Raw genomic sequence first — 16,511 nt, forward strand, 5'->3', positions numbered from 1 at the left:
GGCTGACGGCACCCGGCCGCGGGGGCGCCAAGCCTAACCGCGGAGCGGTCTTACTGAAACGTCCAGGAGTCGATCGACAGCCGCACCCGGTACGGCGGCTTTTCCGCGAACACCTTCTTCGGCACCGGCGGCTGCCGGGTGGCGTCCCATTCGCGGTAGTCGACGTTCCAGCCGTCCTGCTGCAGCAAAGACGGCAGGCGGTCGGTGCCGAAGCTCAGTTCCGCCGGGCCGCCGTCGGCACGCAGGCCGAGCACCCAGGCGCGCAGTTCGCGCAGCGGCACGTCCCAGCCCAGCGCCTTGAGCATCAGCGATTCGGCGTCCGGCCCGCGGATCGGGCCGCCGTCCACGCCTTCGAGCAGCGCGCCATCGGGGCCGCCGCTGAGGCGGAAGCTCTTGCCGACCACCGGCGAGCGCACGGTGAATTCGTAGTGCTCGCCGTCCTGCGACCAGTTCAGGGTGCCGCTGCCGCCGTCCTTGCCGTCGGAAATGCCCAGCTTGCCCTGCAGCACCCAGTGGTCGGTGCCGGCCAGGACGTGCTCGCGCGCTTCCTGTTCGTTGAGCAGGGCGGCGTCGCCCTTCATCCGCACGGCCGGCCTGGACACGCAGGCGGCGAGCAGCAGCGGCAGGACCGCCGCCGCGATACGCAGGAAAGTCCTCATGGATTCAGTCGCTTGAGCGTGTCGTGGAGGGTGCTGCTGTGCGGGTCGATGCGGTGCACTTCGTCGAATACGCGGCGCGCGTCGGCCTGGCGCCCCTGCTTCCACAGCACTTCGCCCAGGTGCACGCCGACGTCGGCGTCCTTGCGCGCCTGCCAGGCGGTGCGCAGGGTCTGCTCGGCCTGGTCCAGGTGGCCCAGGCGGTACTGCAGCCAGCCCCAGGAATCGGCGATGGCCGGGTCGTTCGGCTTGGCGCTGCGCGCGGTCTGGATCAGCTGCTCGGCTTCCGGCAGGTCGCGGTTGGCGTCGGCCAGGGTGTAGCCCAGCGCATTGGTGGCGTCGATGTCGTCCGGCTTGAGCTGCAGCAGGCGGCGGAAATCGGCCACCGCTTTGTCGGTGTCGCCGGTCTCGGCGTAGGCCAGCCCGCGGCCGTAGAGCAGTTCCGGGTCGTCCGGCACCACCTGCAGCGCGCGGCTGAAGGCCGCCTCGGCCTGGGCGAACTTCTGGTCGGCCATATACAGGCTGGCGTCGGCCTCGTAGGCGCGGCGCAGCTGGGCCGGCTGGTCGAGGTAGTCGGTCTGCATCTGGGTCAGCACGTCGTGGGATTCCGGGGTCCGGCCCATCTTGTGCAGCAGGATGGCGCTGCGCAGGTCGGCGTCGAAGGCGTGGTCGTCCTCGTCCGGCACCTGGTTGTACCAGTCCAGCGCTTCCTCGTTCTTGTCCAGCATTTCGGCCAGAGTGCCGAGCAGGAAGTTGTTGCTGTCGCGCACGTCGCGCGGCGCGCGCTGCAGCTGGGCGTAGATGCGGGCGATCGCCTTGCTGTCGTTGGCGCGCGCGGCCAGGGTGGCGCGCAGGGCGTAGGTCTCGGTGTTCTGCGGACCGTTGTCGAGCAGTTTGGTCGCCCCGGCGTAGTCGCCGGCCTGGCCCAGCAGGGTGGCGTAGGCCATGCGCAGGCTGGCGTTCTTCGGCTCGCGGCCCAGCGCCTTCTGGAACATGGCCTGCGCGCCGGCGTGGTCGCCGTTGCGGTACTTCAGCTGGGCGGCCCAGGCGTAGGTCTCGGCGCTGTTGAAGCGCTTGATCGCGGCATCGGCCAGTTGCTGCGCGTAGGCATGGCGGCCGAGCTTGTCGCCCAGCTCGCTCATGGCCAGCCAGGCCTGCGGGTCGGACGGCAGGCGCTTCGGGGTGGCCAGCGCCTCCAGCAGGCGGGCGGAAACCGCGGTGTCGCGGCTGCCCAGCAGCACGCGGCCGAACTGGCGCCAGGCGTCCGGGTCGCCGCTGGAGATCAGGGCGTCCAGCTGCTTCTGGGCTTCGTCGGTGTCGCCGCGGTCCAGCGCCAGCTGGGCGCGGACCGTGGCCAGGTCGGCCGGCTTGGCGCCCAGCTGCTGCCAGCGCTCGATGGCGCGGCCGGCCAGCACGGGATCGTGGATGGCGGTGGCCAGCTCGGTGGCCTGCTGGGCCACGCGCGGGTCGTTGCTCAGGCCCATGGCCTTGGCGTAAGACGCCGCGGCAGCCTTGAGGTCGGTGCGGACGATCGCCATCTCGCCGGCCAGCAACTGGGCCGTGAGGTCGTGGTCTTCATCGGGGGTGACCACCGCCAGGTGGTCCAGGGGCTGCGCGGATGCCGGCTTGGCGGCCTGCTGGCCCGGTACCGAGGCGCATCCGGCCAGTACGGCCAGGCCGATGGCGCCGATCGCAAAATGCCGCAGTTGCTTGAACTTGGCCGACCTGCTCAGCACACTATTCTCCGTTCATTCGTCATATAGCCGCCGCTCTCGGGAACGGCCAGTATCGCGGCCTAGTTTACGCCGCGGATGCCTGCCGCTCCCAAACGATCCTCACCATGCCGCTGATCGCCCTTGGGCTCAATCACCTCACCGCGCCGGTCCAGCTGCGCGAGCAAGTGGCGTTCGACGAGTCGAACGCCGGCGCCGCGTTGCAGGAGCTGACCAGCCAGCCCGGCGTGGAAGAGGCGATGATCCTCTCCACCTGCAACCGCACCGAGCTTTACGTCAGCGTCGCCTCCGGCGCCGAAGCCGTGCCGGAAGCATGGCTGAGCCGGCACCATCAGCTGACTCCCGGCAAGCTCGACGAGTTCCTCTACCGCCACGACGAAGACGACGCCGTCCGCCACATGTTCCGCGTGGCCACCGGCCTGGACTCGATGGTGCTGGGCGAGCCGCAGATCCTCGGCCAGGTGAAGGACGCCTACCAGGTAGCCCGCGACGCGCAGACCCTGCGCGCGCCGATGGACCGCCTGCTGCAGCACACCTTCGCCGTGGCCAAGCGCGTGCGCACGGACACCCGCATCGGCGCGCATACCGTGTCGGTGGCCTTCACCGCGGTGCGCCTGGCCGAGCAGGTGTTCACCGACCTGAAACAGGCCTGCGTGCTGCTGATCGGCGCCGGCGACACCATCGAGCTGGCCGCGCGGCATCTGGCCGACAAGAAAGTGCGGCGCCTGATCGTGGCCAACCGCACGCTGGAAAACGCGCAGGAACTGGCCAGCCGCCACGGCGGCTACGCCATCGGCCTGCACGACCTGCCGCAGCACCTGGCCGAAGCCGACATCGTGATTTCCTCCACCGCCGCGCGGCTGCCGATCGTGACGCGGCCGATGGTGGAGAAAGCCATCGGCGCGCGCCGGCGCAAGCCGATGTTCATGGTGGACATCGCCGTACCGCGCGACATCGAGCCGGCGGTGGGCGAGCTGGAAGACGTATTCCTCTACGGCATCGACGACCTGCGCCAGGTGATCGACGACAACCGCCGCTCGCGCGAGGCCGCCGCCCGCGAGGCGGACGCCATCATCGACCTGCAGGTCGACCGCTACATGGCCTGGCGCCGCGCGCTCACGCTGCGCAATCCGGCGGTGGACATGCGCCAGCACGCCGAAGCGCACCGCGACGAAGTGCTGGAGAAGGCGCGCGCCATGCTCGCCCGCGGCAGGTCGCCGGACGAGGCGCTGGCTTTTCTCGCCAACACCCTCACCAACAAGCTGCTGCACCATCCCAGCGCCCGCCTGCGCGAAGCCGCGCTGGCCGGCGACATGGATCTGCTGCATGCGGCCGGACGCCTCTACGGGCTGGACGAGAAAGAACCGGACGCCGAAGGCTAGCGGGCTTATCCAACACCGCTGCTTCATGGCCGCACCGGCCGCGTCCCTTCCCTCTTCTTGCGTCCGCCCATGACTCCCTCGATCCGCCGCAAACTCGAATCCCTCGCCGAACGCCACGAAGAAGTGGGCCTGCTGCTCGCGCAGCCGGACGTGCTCGCCGATGGCGGCCGCTTCCGCGATCTGTCGCGCGAGTACGCGCAGCTGGAACCGGTGGTCGGCGCGCTGCGCGAACATGAGCAGGCGCAGCGCGAACTCGACGAATCGCGCGCCATGCTGGCCGACCCCGACATGCGCGAACTGGCGGCCGACGACGTCGCGCGCCTGGAAGCTCGCCTGGCCGAACTCGACGCCGAGCTGCAGATCCTGCTGCTGCCGAAAGACCCGCGCGACGAAGCCAACCTGTTCCTGGAAGTGCGCGCCGGCGCGGGCGGCGACGAGGCGGCGATCTTCGCCGGCGACGTGTTCCGCATGTACGCGCGCTACGCCGAGCGCCAGGGCTGGCGCGTGGAGATTCTGAGCGAGCATGCCGGCGAGCACGGTGGCTACAAGGAAATCGTGGCGCGCGTGGAAGGCCCGATCGTCAACGGCGTGGGTGTGTATTCGCGGCTGAAATTCGAATCCGGCGTGCACTGCGTGAAGCGCGTGCCGGCCACCGAGGCGCAGGGCCGCGTGCACACCTCGACCGCCACCGTGGCGGTGCTGCCGGAGCTGGACGACATCGAAGAGATCCAGATCGCGCCGGCCGATTTGAAGGTGGACACCTTCCGCGCCTCCGGCGCCGGCGGCCAGCACGTCAACAAGACCGACTCGGCCATCCGCATCACCCACCTGCCCAGCGGCATCGTGGTCGAGTGCCAGGACGAACGCAGCCAGCACAAGAACCGCGCCCGCGCGATGAGCCTGCTCAAGGCCCGCCTGCTCGACGAAGCGCAATCCAAGCAGACCGCCGAACAGGCGCAGTCGCGCCGCCTGCAGGTAGGCAGCGGCGACCGCAGCCAGCGCATCCGCACCTATCGCTACAAGGACAACCTGGTCACCGACCATCGCATCGGCCTGGACCTGTACCGCCTGCCCGAGATCATGCAGGGCGACCTGGACGAACTGGTCGCGACGCTGCTGCGCGAGCACCAGGCGGACCAGCTCAAGGCCTTGGCCTGAGCCTGCTTACGGTGTCACGCACCCGGCGATTGGCAGTGCAGGCAGCGTGGGTTAGCGTGCGCGGATGAAGCAGGCTTCACGATCCGAACTCCTCGCCCTCCATCACCAGCTGGCCCGTCTGCTCGACCGCGCTGACGCGGCCGGCGCCGAGGCGCTGGCGGCGCGTGCGCGCACGGAATCGCCGCAGGACGTCGAGCTCGCCCGCCTGCACGGCCTGGCCCTGCTCCAGCTCGGCCGCGCCGACGAGGCGCGCGCCGCACTGCAAGCCGCGGCGGAGCTGGCGCCGGACAGCGTCGAAGTGCAATGCAACCTGGCCGCCGTGGAGCTGGAACAAGGCGATGCCGAAGGCGCCATCGCGCGCCTGCGCGCCGCGCTGCGCAAGCAGCCCGGCCACGCCGCCATCCTGCTGGCGCTGGGCAATGCGCTGATGGCGGTGGGGCGCTATACGCAGGCGCGCGAGTCCTACGCCATGGCCACGCACGGCGCGCCCCAGCATGCCGGGCTGCGGCTCAATCTCGCCGCGGCCGAACTGGAACTGGGCAATCTCGAACAAGCGGCACAGCACACCGACGAAGGCCTGCAGCTGGCGCCCGACTACGACGGCGCCTACGCCATGCGCGCCCGCGTGCTGCATGCGATGGGCCGCGTCGACGAAGCGGCCGAGGCCTGGCTGCAGGCCGAACGCCGTGCACCGGAACAAGCGCTCTACCCCTTCCACGCCGGCCTGCTGCTGGACGATGCCGGCGACCTGCCCGCCGCCGCCGAAGCCTTCGAGCGCGCGCTGCGCCTGGACGCCGCCTCCGGCGCCGCGCTCGCCATGCTGGTCTTCGCCAAGCGCCGCCTGTGCGACTGGCGCGGTCTCGATGAGCTGAGCGAACGCCTGCATCGCGCGGTGGCCGAAGGCCGCGACGGCGTCATGCCGTTCGCGTTTCTCGCCGAGGACGCCAGCGCCGCCGAGCAGCGCCGCTGCGCGGCGACCTTTGCCGCGGGCGTGGAAAAGATCGCCGCACCGTGGCGCAACGTGCTCGCCTTCGAACCCGTGCAGCGCACGGCCATCGATCCGCTGCGCGTGGGCTTCGTCTCCAACGGCTTCGGCGAGCGGCCGATCGGCCAGCTGCTCACCGGCGTGCTGGAAAAACTCGGCGACGAACGGCTGGACGTCCACGTGTTCTGCCTGGTGCCCGACGACGGCGGCCCGATCCGCCAGCGCCTGGCTGCCCGCACCACCGTGCACGACGTCACCGGCCTGGCCCCGATGGAAGTGGCGCGCCGCGTGCACGCCGCCGGCATCGAGGTGCTGTTCGACCTGCGCAGCTATGGCGGCGGCGCCAACAGCGATCTGTTCGAATTCCGCCCCGCGCCGGTGCAGGTCAACTGGCTGGCGTATCCGGCCACCTCCGGCGCGGCCTGGACGGATTACCTGCTGACCGACGCCGTGGCCCTGCCCGCGCCGCTGCGCGAGGGCTTCAGCGAAAAGATCGTGCGGCTGTCGCGCTGCGCGCTGCCGTTCGACGACGGCACGCCCGTTGCCGCGCCACCTTCGCGCGCCGACTGCGGACTGCCCGAAAGCGGCACCGTGTTCGCCAGCTTCAACGGGCATCACAAGCTCAATCCGGCCAGCTTCGCGCGCTTCATGCTGATCCTGCAGCAGGTGCCGGACAGCGTGCTGTGGCTGTATTCCGGCAACGACGGCACCGACCAGCGCCTACGCCAGGCCGCCGGCCTGATGGAGGTGGACCCGGACCGCCTGGTCTTCATGCCGCGCCTGCCGCATGCCGAACACCTGGCGCGGCTGGCGCATGCCGACCTGTTCCTGGACACCCTGCCCTGCAATGCGCAGTCCACCGCGGCCGACGCGCTGTGGGCCGGCTGTCCGGTGCTGAGCTGGATCGGCCGCACCCTGGCCGGCCGCCAGGGCGCCAGCCTGCTGTTCCATGCCGGCCTGCCCGAGCTGGTGGCGGACGACGAAGACTCGTTCGTCTCCATGGCCGTGCACCTGGGCAAGGACCGCGAGGCGCTGGACACCTTGCGCCGCCATCTGCACGACGCGCGCGCCGACAGCCCGGTGTTCGATACCGCAGGCTTCGCCAACGACCTGCGCCGCGCCATCCAGGCCATGGGCGCGCGCCATCGCATCGGGCGGCCGCCGACCGATCTGGATCTCTAGACCTTCACTCAGCGAGGAGCACCGACATGGGCAAGGCGGACAAGGGCTACCGGAAAACCATGGAGGAACTGCAGCTGGAGCTGGCCGGCCTGCACCGCTGGCTCAAGCGCACCGGCCATCGCGTGGTGGTGCTGTTCGAAGGGCGCGACGCGGCCGGCAAGGGCGGCACCATCAAGGCCATCACCCAGTCGATGGACACGCGCGGCTACCGCATTGCCGCGCTGGGCAAGCCGACCGAGACCGAAGCGGCGCAGTGGTATTTCCAGCGCTACGTGGCGCAGTTGCCGGCGGCCGGCGAACTCGTGCTGTTCGACCGCAGCTGGTACAACCGCGCGGTGGTGGAGCCGGCCATGGGCTTCTGCACCGAGCAGCAGCGCGAGGACTTCCTGCACGCCGTGCCGCACTTCGAGAAGCTGCTGGCCGACGACGGCATCATCCTGATCAAGTACTGGCTGGCGGTGGACCAGAAAAAGCAGGAAGAACGCTTCGCCGAACGCGCGGATGACCCGCTCAAGCGCTGGAAGCTCTCGCCGGTGGACCTGGCCTCGCGCAACAAATACGCGGAGATGGGCCAGCTGCGCGACCAGATGATCGAACGCACCAACCGGCCGTACGCGCCGTGGTTCGTGGTCGACTACAACGACCAGAAGCGCGGCCGCGTCAATCTGATCCGCCACCTGCTGGAACATATCCCGCGCAAGGAGACCAGCATTCCGGAAGTGAAGCTGCCCAAACTCAAGGGCAAGCCGCGGCACGAGCACGTCACCGACAAGGCGCAGTGGGTGCCGGATACGTTCGCGGACGAGTGAGCGGCACGGGCGCTCAGCCCGTGCGGAAATCCTCCGGCTCTTCACCGTTCCACTCGCTGCGCGCGACCTCGTCGACGCGCGCCGCCGGCGGCCCCTTGCGCAGCCATTGCTCCAGCGCATCGATGGCGACGGGGCTGCCGCAGGCAAGCACTTCGACGCCGCCGTCCGGCAGGTTCCGGGCATAGCCGGTCAGCCCGCGCACCAGGGCCTGCTCGCGGGTGCAGGCGCGGAAGCAGACGCCTTGCACCCTGCCGCTCACCCGGAACAAGGCCGCGGCCATGGCCTTATTTCCCGCTCTTCGGCAGGCCGATCGCCTCGCCCAGCGAGGCTTCGGTGACCGGGCCGACGAAGCGCTTGGCCACCTTGCCGTCCGGCGCGATCAGCCAGGTGGTGGGTAGGCCGCGCGGCTCGTCGAAATCCTTCGGCGGCTGGTCCAGGGTGACCTGGGCGATCGGGTAGCTGACCGGATGCTTGGCCAGGAAGGCCTGGATATCGGCCTTGTCGGTGTCCTCGTAGGCCAGGCCGATGGCGGCGACCTTGTCCTTGTGGGCGGCGACGAAGCGCGAGATGTCCGGCATCTCCTTGATGCAGGGCACGCACCAGGTGGCCCAGTAATTGACGATCACGTACTTGCCGCGCTGCTGCGCGAGATCGTACGGCTTGCCGTCGAGCGTGCTGATCTTCAGCGTGGGCTGCGCCGGCATGGCGGCCTGCGCGGCGGGCACGCCGGCGGCCAGGGCCGCGGCGAGGACGATGGCGGTGACACGATTCATGCGACCACTTCCTTCGAAGTTTCTTGCGTAGCGGGGAAAACCTGATCGAGCTTGGCGTCCAGCTTCTCGCGCAGCAGTTTCGCCGCGGAGCACAGCAGCTGGAGCAGTTCGTCCGGCAGCTTGATGCCTAGCGATTGCGCCTCGCCGGCCGGGTCCAGCGGCAGACGATAACCCGCATATTGGTAAACGCGCAGCAGGTCGGTGGCGTCCAGGCTGCGGCTGAGCAGCCAGCCGCCGGATTCGCTGCGCTGGACCAGGTCGGCGCGCTGCAGGTCTTCGAAAAAGGCGGCGATGGAACCGCTGCGCAGGTAGGGCTCTTCCAGGCGCACGATCGCCGGGTCGACGCTATAGCCCTTGCGCTGCGCGTCGACGAAGTGCCGCAGCACCACCATCAGGCCGAGGAATTCCGACCCCTCGGGCAGGCATTCGGACGGTATCTGATACTCGTAGGCCGAGATCGACGCGGCGATCGAAGCGCCGAGGATCACGATGATCCACGAAAGATAGATCCACAGCAGGAAGATCGGCAGCGCCGCCAGCGCCGCGCCGTAGATCTGCTGGTAGGTCTGCGCGTGATGCACGAACAGCGCGAAACCCCAGCGCGCCAGCTCGAACAGCACCGCGCCGAGCAGCGCGCCGATCGCCGCATGCTTCAGCGACACGCGCCGGTTCGGCACCACCACGTAGAGCAGCCACAGCGTCACGAAGGTCACCACGAACGGCAGCATGCTGAGCAGATAAGTGCCGAAGTTGAAGCTGGCGGCGCTCTTGATCAGCGGCAGCGCGGTGACGTACGAACTGGCGGCCAGTCCGCCCACCACCAGGATCGGCCCCAGGGTCAGCGCGGCCCAGTACAGCAGCAGGCGCGAGCCCCAGGCGCGCGGGCGATGCACGCGCCAGATGCGGTTGAGGCGGTCCTCGATGCTCACCATCATCGACACCGCGCTGAACAGCATCACGATCACGCTGATGCCGGTGAGCTTGCTGGCGTTGTCGGCGAAGGCCAGCAGCGCGCTCTTCACCGTCTCCGCCGCGGCCGGCACCATGTTGAAGACGAAATTGACCAGCGTATTGCGCCATTCGGCGAATACCGGAAACGCCGAGAACATCGCCAGCACCGCCACCACCAGGGGCACCAGCGATACCAGGGTGGTGTAGGACAGCGCACCGGCCGTCTCGAAGCACTTGTCGTCGATGAAGCGCTGCCACAGGAAGCGGCTGAAGCTGGTGGTGCGGTCGCGGTCGATGCGCCAGGCCATGCGGGTCCTCGTCGGCTGCCGTCGCCAGGGGCGCGGCGGCTACATGGGCGGAACGGAACGGTACACTAACCGATCCGCAGCGAACGCCCCAACCCAAGGCGCAAGGCATGAGCCGAGACATCCTGGTCCTGTACTACAGCCGCAGCGGCCACACCGCGCGCATGGCGCGGCTGGTCGCGCGCGGCGTGGAAGAAGCCGGCCTGCAGGCACGCCTGCGCCAGGTGCCGCCGGTGGCGCCGGTAACCGAGACCGCGCAGCCGCCGGAACCGGAAGAAGGCGCGCCCTACGCCAGCCGCCAGGACCTGCTCGAATGCGCGGGCCTCGCGCTGGGCAGCCCCACGCGCTTCGGCAACATGGCCGCGCCGCTGAAGTACTTCCTCGACAACACCGGCGCCGAATGGGCCAGCGGCGCGCTCGCCGGCAAGCCCGCCGCGGTGTTCACCTCCACCAGCACCATGCACGGCGGGCAGGAATCCACCTTGCTGAGCATGGCTTTGCCGCTGCTGCACCATGGCATGTTGCTGGTCGGCGTGCCGTATACGGAGCCCGCGCTCACCGCCACGCAGAGCGGCGGCACGCCGTACGGCGCCAGCCATGTGTCCGGCGCGCAGGGCGACAACGCCATCAGCGAACATGAGCGCGAACTGGCGCGCGCGCTGGGCCGGCGGCTGGCTGACGTGGCGCGCCGGCTGGCGGACAGCGGCACGTGAGCGCGGCGCCGATTCCGCGCGCGTACCGCATCGGCCTGGCCGCGTGGGCCGCGCTGGTGCTGCTGCAGTTCGCCTGGCACGGCTGGCTGTTCCCGGCGCAGCTGATGCCGGTGTGGCTGGTGCTGCTGATCACCGTGGTGCCGCTGCTGCTGCCCTTGCTCGCGCTGCGCCGCGACGTGCGCCGCGCGCTGCTGTGGGTGGGCATCCTGGCGCTGTTCTATTTCTGCCACGGCATCGCCGAGGGCTGGAGTTCGTCGAGCGAGCGCTGGCTGGCGCTGGTGGAGATCGTGCTGACCTTGCTGCTGATCGGCGCGCTGGGCGCGGGCGTGCAGCGCAGACCGGCGCGCTGACGAAGGCCGAACAAGCAGCGGCCTATACTCCCCCGGCATTCTCAAGCCCAGGGAGGGCCGCATGGGATTCCTGCAAGAAGCGCCGCAGCTGGCGCATCCGTACCGCGACGACCGCCTGCTGGTCGACCTGCTCGACCGCGTGCTGCCGGCGGATCGCCGCGCCGCCATCGAAAGCGACCTCGACGCCCTCGGCGACTACGCGCGCCTGGCCTGGCGCCGCGTCTGCAGCACCACGCGGCGCAAGCCGGTGCTCACGCAGTGGGACGCCTGGGGCCGCCGCGTCGACCGCATCGAGCTGACGCCCGCCTGGCAGGAAGGTCCGCTGCTGACCACGCGCCACGCGGTGCTCGCCGCCGGCCATGAAGCGCATCCGGAAGCACGCGTGGAAGAATTCGCCCGCGTCTATCTCTATCACCTGGCCAGCGAGTTCTATACCTGCCCGCTGGCGATGACCGACGGCGCCGCGACCGCGCTGAAGGCTTCCGGCAATGCGCAGCTGATCGAACGCGCGCTGCCGCATTTCCTCAGCCGCGATCCGGCGAATTTCTGGCTCAGCGGCCAGTGGATGACCGAGAACGCCGGCGGCTCCGACGTGGGCAACACCGAAACCGTCGCGCGCCGCGATGCGGACGGCCAGTGGCGGCTGTATGGGCGCAAGTGGTTCAGTTCCGCGGTGGTCGGCGAAGCCGCCCTGGCGCTGGCCCGTCCCGAAGGCGCCGGCAGCGGCGCCGGTGCGCTGGCGCTGTTCTACGTGGAGACCATGGACGACGGCCAGCGCAAGCCCGAACTGATCATCGACCGCCTCAAGGACAAGCTCGGCACGCACGAGCTGCCCACCGCCGAGATCCATCTCGACGGCCTGCCCGCCTGGCCGGTAGGCGAGCTGGAACACGGCGTGCGCCAGGTGGCGCCGATGCTCAACGTCACGCGCAGCTGGAACGCGATCTGCGCGGTGGCCAGCATGGCGCGCGCGCTGCACCTGGCGCGCGACTACGCGCGCCGCCGCCAGGCCTTCGGCCGCAGCCTCGCCGAGCGGCCGCTGCACGCGCAGACGCTGGCCGGCATGCAGGCGGAATTCGAAGCCGCGTTCGCGCTCAGCTTCGAAGTGGCGCATCTGCTCGGCCGCGCCGAACACCGCGCCGCCACGCCGGACGAAGCCGCGCTGCTGCGCCTGCTCACGCCGCTGGCCAAGCTGTGGACCGGCAAGCTGGCCATAAGCATCTGCTCGGAAGCGCTGGAGTGCTTCGGCGGCGCCGGCTATATCGAGGACACCGGCCTGCCCCAGCTGCTGCGCGATGCGCAGGTGTATGCGATCTGGGAAGGCACCACCAACGTGCTGTCGCTCGACGCGCTGCGCGCGCTGGCCGGCAAATCGCCCGCCGCGCTGCGCGACTGCATCGCCCGCTGGCTGGCCGACAGCGACGACATGCACGCCGCCAGCGCCGTGCAGCACACGCTGGACGCGGCCATGCGCTGGCTGGACACGCACGGCGCGCAGCGCGACGCGCTGGAAGCCGGTGCGCGCGGCCTGGCCCTCACCCTGGCCCGCTGCGCGGCGGCGGCGCTGCTGGCGCGGCAGGCGGCCTGGGCCAAGCGCCAGCGCGGCGACCTGCGGCCGGGGGCGGCGCTGCGCCGCTTCGTCAGCCACGGGCTGGACCGGCTGGACACGCTGGATGCGGCGGATACCGCGCTGCTGGCGTAGGTTGGGGTGAGCCGCAGGCGACTGCGAAGGCAGGATGCCGTAGCGAACATCCGCGTAGCGGATGGCCCGAAGGGCTGGCTGCTGATGCGGCCAGTAACCCCAACATGACCACGTTCAAACGCCTCGCCTCGTTGGGGTTCGCCTATGGCTCACCCCAACCTACACTAATGCCCTTCCTCCACCACGGCCTTTCCCCATGCAGCACCTGACCATCGTCACCACCGGCGGCACCATCGACAAGATCTACTTCGACGACAAGTCGGACTACAAGATCGGCGCGCCGCAGATCGGCGAGATCCTCGGCCAGCTCGGCGTCGCCTTCCAGTTCGACGTGATCCCGATCCTGCGCAAGGACAGCCTGCACATGGGCGCCGAGGACCGCGCCCTGGTGCGTTCCGCCATCGAGGCGCAGCCGCACCGCCACGTGCTGGTCACGCACGGCACCGACACCATGGTGGAGACCGCGCGCGAACTGGCTCAGATCAAGGGCAAGGTGATCGTGCTCACCGGCGCGCTCAATCCGGCGCGCTTCCAGGGTTCGGACGCGGTGTTCAACATCGGCTGCGCGGTGGGTGCGGTGCAGACCCTGCCGGACGGCGTGTACATCGCCATGAACGGGCGCATCTGGGATCCGACCAAGGTGCGCAAGAACCGCGACGCCAATCGTTTCGAGGAATCGGCGGGCTGAAGAAAAACCTTGGCGTAGGTTGGGGTGAGCCGCAGGCGAACCCCAACATCGCGACAATCGTAGGTCTGTTGGGGTTACTGGCTGCATCAGCAGCCAGCCCTTTGGGCCATCCGCTACGCGGATGTTCGCTACGGCATCCTGCCTTCGCAGTCGCCTCCGGCTCACCCCAACCTACGTGGAAAAAGAAACGGGCCCGGTCTTGCGACCGGGCCCGTTTCATTTTTCTCACTGCACGTTGAGGTTGACGTCGTCCAGCACGAACGAGGTCTGCAGCGAGCTGTCTTCGGTGCCCGTGAACTTGATGGTCACGGTCTGGCCGATGTACGCGCTCAGGTCGAACGTCTTCAGCGAGTAGCCCGAAGCCTTGTTGAGGTTCGAGTACGTCGCCAGCGTCTTCAGCACGGTGCCGCTGCTGTTGAGCACCTGCACGTTGAGCTTGTCGTACGCGGTCGAGGTGGTGGTCTCGGCCGTGTCGATGTGCAGGTAGAACGTCAGCGAAGCCGAGGTCTTGCCGGCCGGGATGGCCACGCTCTGCGAGACGGTGTCGGTATGGCTGCTGCCATAGCCGTCCAGCCAGGTGAACCAGGTGCCGCCGTGGGCGGTCTGGCCGCTGCAGCTGGAGTTGCTGCACAGCGCGCCGGAGCTGATCGACCACGGCGAGGCCGTGCCGGTCTCGAAGCCCGGGTTGCCGAGCAGCTGGCTGGAACCACCGCCGCCGCCGCTGGACACGGTCACCGACGAATTCTTCGAGCTGGTGTGCCCGTTGACGCTGTCGGTCACCGTCTCGGTGACGGTGTAGGTGCCGGCCGCCGCGTAGGTGTGGCTGGGGCTGGTCGCGGTCGAGGTGCCGCCGTCGCCGAAGGTCCACGAATGCGCCGAGAGGGTGCCGCCGGCGTCGGTGGAGCTGTCGGTGAAGTTGGCGGTCAGGCCGCTGGTGGTGAAGCTGAAGTTGGCCGTGGGCGTGCCGCCGGTGGGGGTGCCGCCGGAAGCCCAGTTCGCCGCCGCGAAGGCGTTGACCTTGGAGATGTCCAGGCTGCCGAAGCCGGTGGTGTAGTCCCAGCCCGCCGCGGCGTTGTAGCCGTGGCCGCTGTAGCCGTTGTTGCCCGAGGTCACGTCATGCAGCAGCTCGGGGTGGTTCGGGAAGTCGCCGTAGAACTTCGAGGTCGGGAACGGCAGCGAGTTGTTGTTGTTCGACTGCAGGCGCGCCCACACGCCGACGAAGATCGGCGAGGCCAGGCTGGTGCCGCCGATGGCGTACACGCTGCCCTGGTAGACGATCTGCGCGCCGCTGGACTGCGCCGCATCGAAGGCGACGTCGGGCAGCACGCGCTTGGTCACCGAGGAACCGAGCGCTGCGGTCTGCCAGGTCGGCGCGGTCTCGAACGAGCTGACGCCGCCGCCGGTGGCCCACAGGCGCTTGCGCGTGTCGGTGGAGCTGACGTTGGCCAGGCCTTCGTTCCACACCGTCTCGCCGGCCCAGGTGGTGCCGTTGGTCGACAGCGTGGTGCCGCCCACCGCGACCACGTACGGCGAAGCCGCCGGCTCGCTCACCGAGTAGGCGGTGAGGTCGGCCGTGACGGTGCCCGAAGAGTTGGTCAGCACGCCGCCCTGCGACTCGTACACGCCTTCGTCGCCGGAGGAGATCGAGAAGGTCTGGCCCTGCGCGACAGCCTGCTGGAACACGTTGTCGTCGGCCTGCTGGGTGCCGGCGTTGTGCGCGGCGGTCTCGTCTTCGCCCAGCGACACGTTGACCACCTTGGCCACGTTGTCGGTCACGGCCTTGTTGTAGGCGGCGGTGATGCCGGCGTCGGTCAGCGAGGCGTTGTTGGTGCCGTTGGCCGCCGTGTAGAAGATCAGCTTCTGCACGCCGCCGGTGGTGCCGACGATGGTCTGGCTGTCGAGGTTCCACTCGCCGTCGCCATCGGTGTCGTCCCACAGCGCGGCGGTGCCCACTTTCACCGTCTGCGTGGTGGTGGTCGGCAGGCCGGCGTTGCTGGTGAAGGTGTTGAGGTCGTTGATGGTGGTGGTGGTCGCGCCCCAGGTGACGATGCCGACCGTGGTGTTGGTCGCCGCCGGCACGCTGCCGACGTCGTAGATCGCCGGGAAGTCCTTCGGGTTGTGGCTGGCGACGGTGGCATTGGTCGCGTTCGGGTGGATCTCGGCCGGGGTCAGCTGCTTCAGCACGTGGTGCATGGTGTGCTTGACGCTGACGTCCTGCAGGCCCAGCACCGCGTCGACGGTGTCGGCGAGCGAGGACGGCACCTGCACTTCGCCGTCATTGGCCACGCGCTGGCGGCCGCGGAACTGGAAGGTCTTCATGGTGGTGCGGAACGCGGCCTGCACGTGGCCGGCATTGCCGTCGGCCTCGACCAGCAGGTTGTTCGGCGACACGGTGACGTTGTTGAAGCCGGCGGCGCGCAGATGCGCGATCACCGCCTGCACCTGCTGCTCGGTCGGCGCATAGGCCGCCTTGAACTGCTCAGGCGTGAGGTACTTGCCGTAGTGCGCGCTGCCCGGCGTGGCCAGCTCGTGCAGGAACTGCTGCAGCTGGTCGGCGTTGCGCAGCTTCAGGCTGACCGCGATGTGCAGCGGCTTGCTCTGCTCCAGCGGGGTGACCAGCGCGTTGTCCACGGTGGGATTGCCGCGCATGCGGATGGTCCACTGCGCGGCGCTGCCGGCGGTGGAAAGGGTCGAAACGCCGGCGCCGGCGCGGTCGATCGCCGGATGGGTCTTGGTGCTGACCCAGCTGTCGGCGGCCTGCGCCGAACCGGCCAGCATCGCCAGTGAAACGGCGGCCGGCAGAAGAGCCTTGCGATACAGCTTGTTGGTCATGCCCCACGAGTGATTCAGACTGCTCATTCCGTGACTCCCCAGACATTTTTCAGGCACGAACGGACCCGATGCGGCCGGTCGGCCCCATGATGGAAATGCCGCGCTTGGGTGCGGCGCCTTTGGTGTGTGTGATTGCCCAGCCATCCTGTGTACGCCCGGCCCGCTGTCCCCTGGTCGCTCCTGACCCAGACGCGCCTGACTCTCTGCGTTGCTATGGAGCGAACCGCTGCCCCGCGGTTGTGCTCACGCATCACCCGTCAACCTCCCCGCCGACGGATTCATTGACGCTAAG

At 69.3% G+C, this 16,511-nt stretch carries 14 protein-coding genes; 8 read left to right on the forward strand and 6 right to left on the reverse strand.

From position 1 onward, the window contains the following. Positions 1-50: 50 nt before the first annotated feature. Complete coding sequence (gene lolB, locus KK141_RS00130; RefSeq protein ID WP_214569480.1) at positions 51-659, reverse strand: lipoprotein insertase outer membrane protein LolB; 609 nt, start codon at positions 657-659, stop codon at positions 51-53. After that, positions 656-2,392: a tetratricopeptide repeat protein gene (locus KK141_RS00135; protein ID WP_345777546.1), complete on the reverse strand. Its 1,737-nt coding sequence runs from the start codon at positions 2,390-2,392 to the stop codon at positions 656-658. Before KK141_RS00135 ends, lolB begins: the two co-directional genes overlap by 4 nt. Positions 2,393-2,496: 104 nt before the next feature. Between KK141_RS00135 and hemA the strand changes: the two genes are divergently transcribed. The 4 genes from hemA to ppk2 all read left to right on the forward strand — a co-directional run bounded on the left by hemA (position 2,497) and on the right by ppk2 (position 7,905). Beyond that, positions 2,497-3,771 (forward strand): glutamyl-tRNA reductase, encoded by a 1,275-nt coding sequence (gene hemA / locus KK141_RS00140; RefSeq protein ID WP_214569481.1) that lies wholly within the window; start codon positions 2,497-2,499, stop codon positions 3,769-3,771. Positions 3,772-3,840: 69 nt separating this feature from the next. Further along, positions 3,841-4,929, forward strand: coding sequence for a peptide chain release factor 1 (prfA, locus tag KK141_RS00145; protein ID WP_214569482.1), 1,089 nt, complete (start codon positions 3,841-3,843; stop codon positions 4,927-4,929). Between the two features lie 64 nt (positions 4,930-4,993). Then, complete coding sequence (locus KK141_RS00150) at positions 4,994-7,096, forward strand: tetratricopeptide repeat protein (RefSeq protein ID WP_214569483.1); 2,103 nt, start codon at positions 4,994-4,996, stop codon at positions 7,094-7,096. A 26-nt stretch (positions 7,097-7,122) separates the two neighbouring features. Next, positions 7,123-7,905 carry a polyphosphate kinase 2 gene (gene ppk2 / locus KK141_RS00155; protein ID WP_214569484.1) on the forward strand — a complete coding sequence of 261 codons (783 nt, stop codon included), beginning with the start codon at positions 7,123-7,125 and terminating at the stop codon, positions 7,903-7,905. A 13-nt stretch (positions 7,906-7,918) separates the two neighbouring features. Here ppk2 and yccX read toward each other — a convergent pair whose 3' ends face one another. From yccX to KK141_RS00170, 3 genes are read right to left on the reverse strand one after another with little or no spacing between them, the layout of a single operon-like run. Next, on the reverse strand, positions 7,919-8,185 hold the full coding sequence (gene yccX, locus KK141_RS00160; protein ID WP_214569485.1) for an acylphosphatase: 267 nt from the start codon (positions 8,183-8,185) through the stop codon (positions 7,919-7,921). 4 nt (positions 8,186-8,189) lie between these two features. Beyond that, positions 8,190-8,678, reverse strand: coding sequence for a TlpA disulfide reductase family protein (locus KK141_RS00165; protein ID WP_214569486.1), 489 nt, complete (start codon positions 8,676-8,678; stop codon positions 8,190-8,192). After that, positions 8,675-9,937, reverse strand: a complete 1,263-nt coding sequence (locus KK141_RS00170; protein WP_214569487.1) for a YihY family inner membrane protein — start codon at positions 9,935-9,937, stop codon at positions 8,675-8,677. Before KK141_RS00170 ends, KK141_RS00165 begins: the two co-directional genes overlap by 4 nt. Positions 9,938-10,044: 107 nt before the next feature. On the opposite strand from KK141_RS00170, the gene wrbA reads away from it, so the two are divergent. The 4 genes from wrbA (at position 10,045) to KK141_RS00190 (ending at position 13,387) form a co-directional block, all read left to right on the forward strand. Further along, the gene (gene wrbA / locus KK141_RS00175; protein ID WP_214569488.1) at positions 10,045-10,647 is read left to right on the forward strand and encodes an NAD(P)H:quinone oxidoreductase; all 603 of its coding nucleotides are present in this window, start codon (positions 10,045-10,047) and stop codon (positions 10,645-10,647) included. Then, entirely contained in the window at positions 10,644-10,997 is a 354-nt protein-coding gene (locus KK141_RS00180) for a DUF2069 domain-containing protein (protein WP_214569489.1), read from the forward strand. Before wrbA ends, KK141_RS00180 begins: the two co-directional genes overlap by 4 nt. A 61-nt stretch (positions 10,998-11,058) precedes the next feature. Beyond that, complete coding sequence (locus KK141_RS00185; RefSeq protein ID WP_214569490.1) at positions 11,059-12,699, forward strand: acyl-CoA dehydrogenase family protein; 1,641 nt, start codon at positions 11,059-11,061, stop codon at positions 12,697-12,699. Between the two features lie 196 nt (positions 12,700-12,895). After that, positions 12,896-13,387 carry an asparaginase domain-containing protein gene (locus tag KK141_RS00190; RefSeq protein WP_214569491.1) on the forward strand — a complete coding sequence of 164 codons (492 nt, stop codon included), beginning with the start codon at positions 12,896-12,898 and terminating at the stop codon, positions 13,385-13,387. 225 nt (positions 13,388-13,612) lie between these two features. Here the strand turns inward: KK141_RS00190 and KK141_RS00195 are convergent, their stop codons facing one another. Continuing rightward, positions 13,613-16,246: a protease pro-enzyme activation domain-containing protein gene (locus tag KK141_RS00195; protein ID WP_250901458.1), complete on the reverse strand. Its 2,634-nt coding sequence runs from the start codon at positions 16,244-16,246 to the stop codon at positions 13,613-13,615. Between the last annotated feature and the right edge of the window lie 265 nt (positions 16,247-16,511).

The sequence above is a fragment of the Dyella sp. LX-66 genome, from assembly GCF_018599165.1.
In the GTDB taxonomy this organism is placed as follows: domain Bacteria; phylum Pseudomonadota; class Gammaproteobacteria; order Xanthomonadales; family Rhodanobacteraceae; genus Dyella_D; species Dyella_D marensis.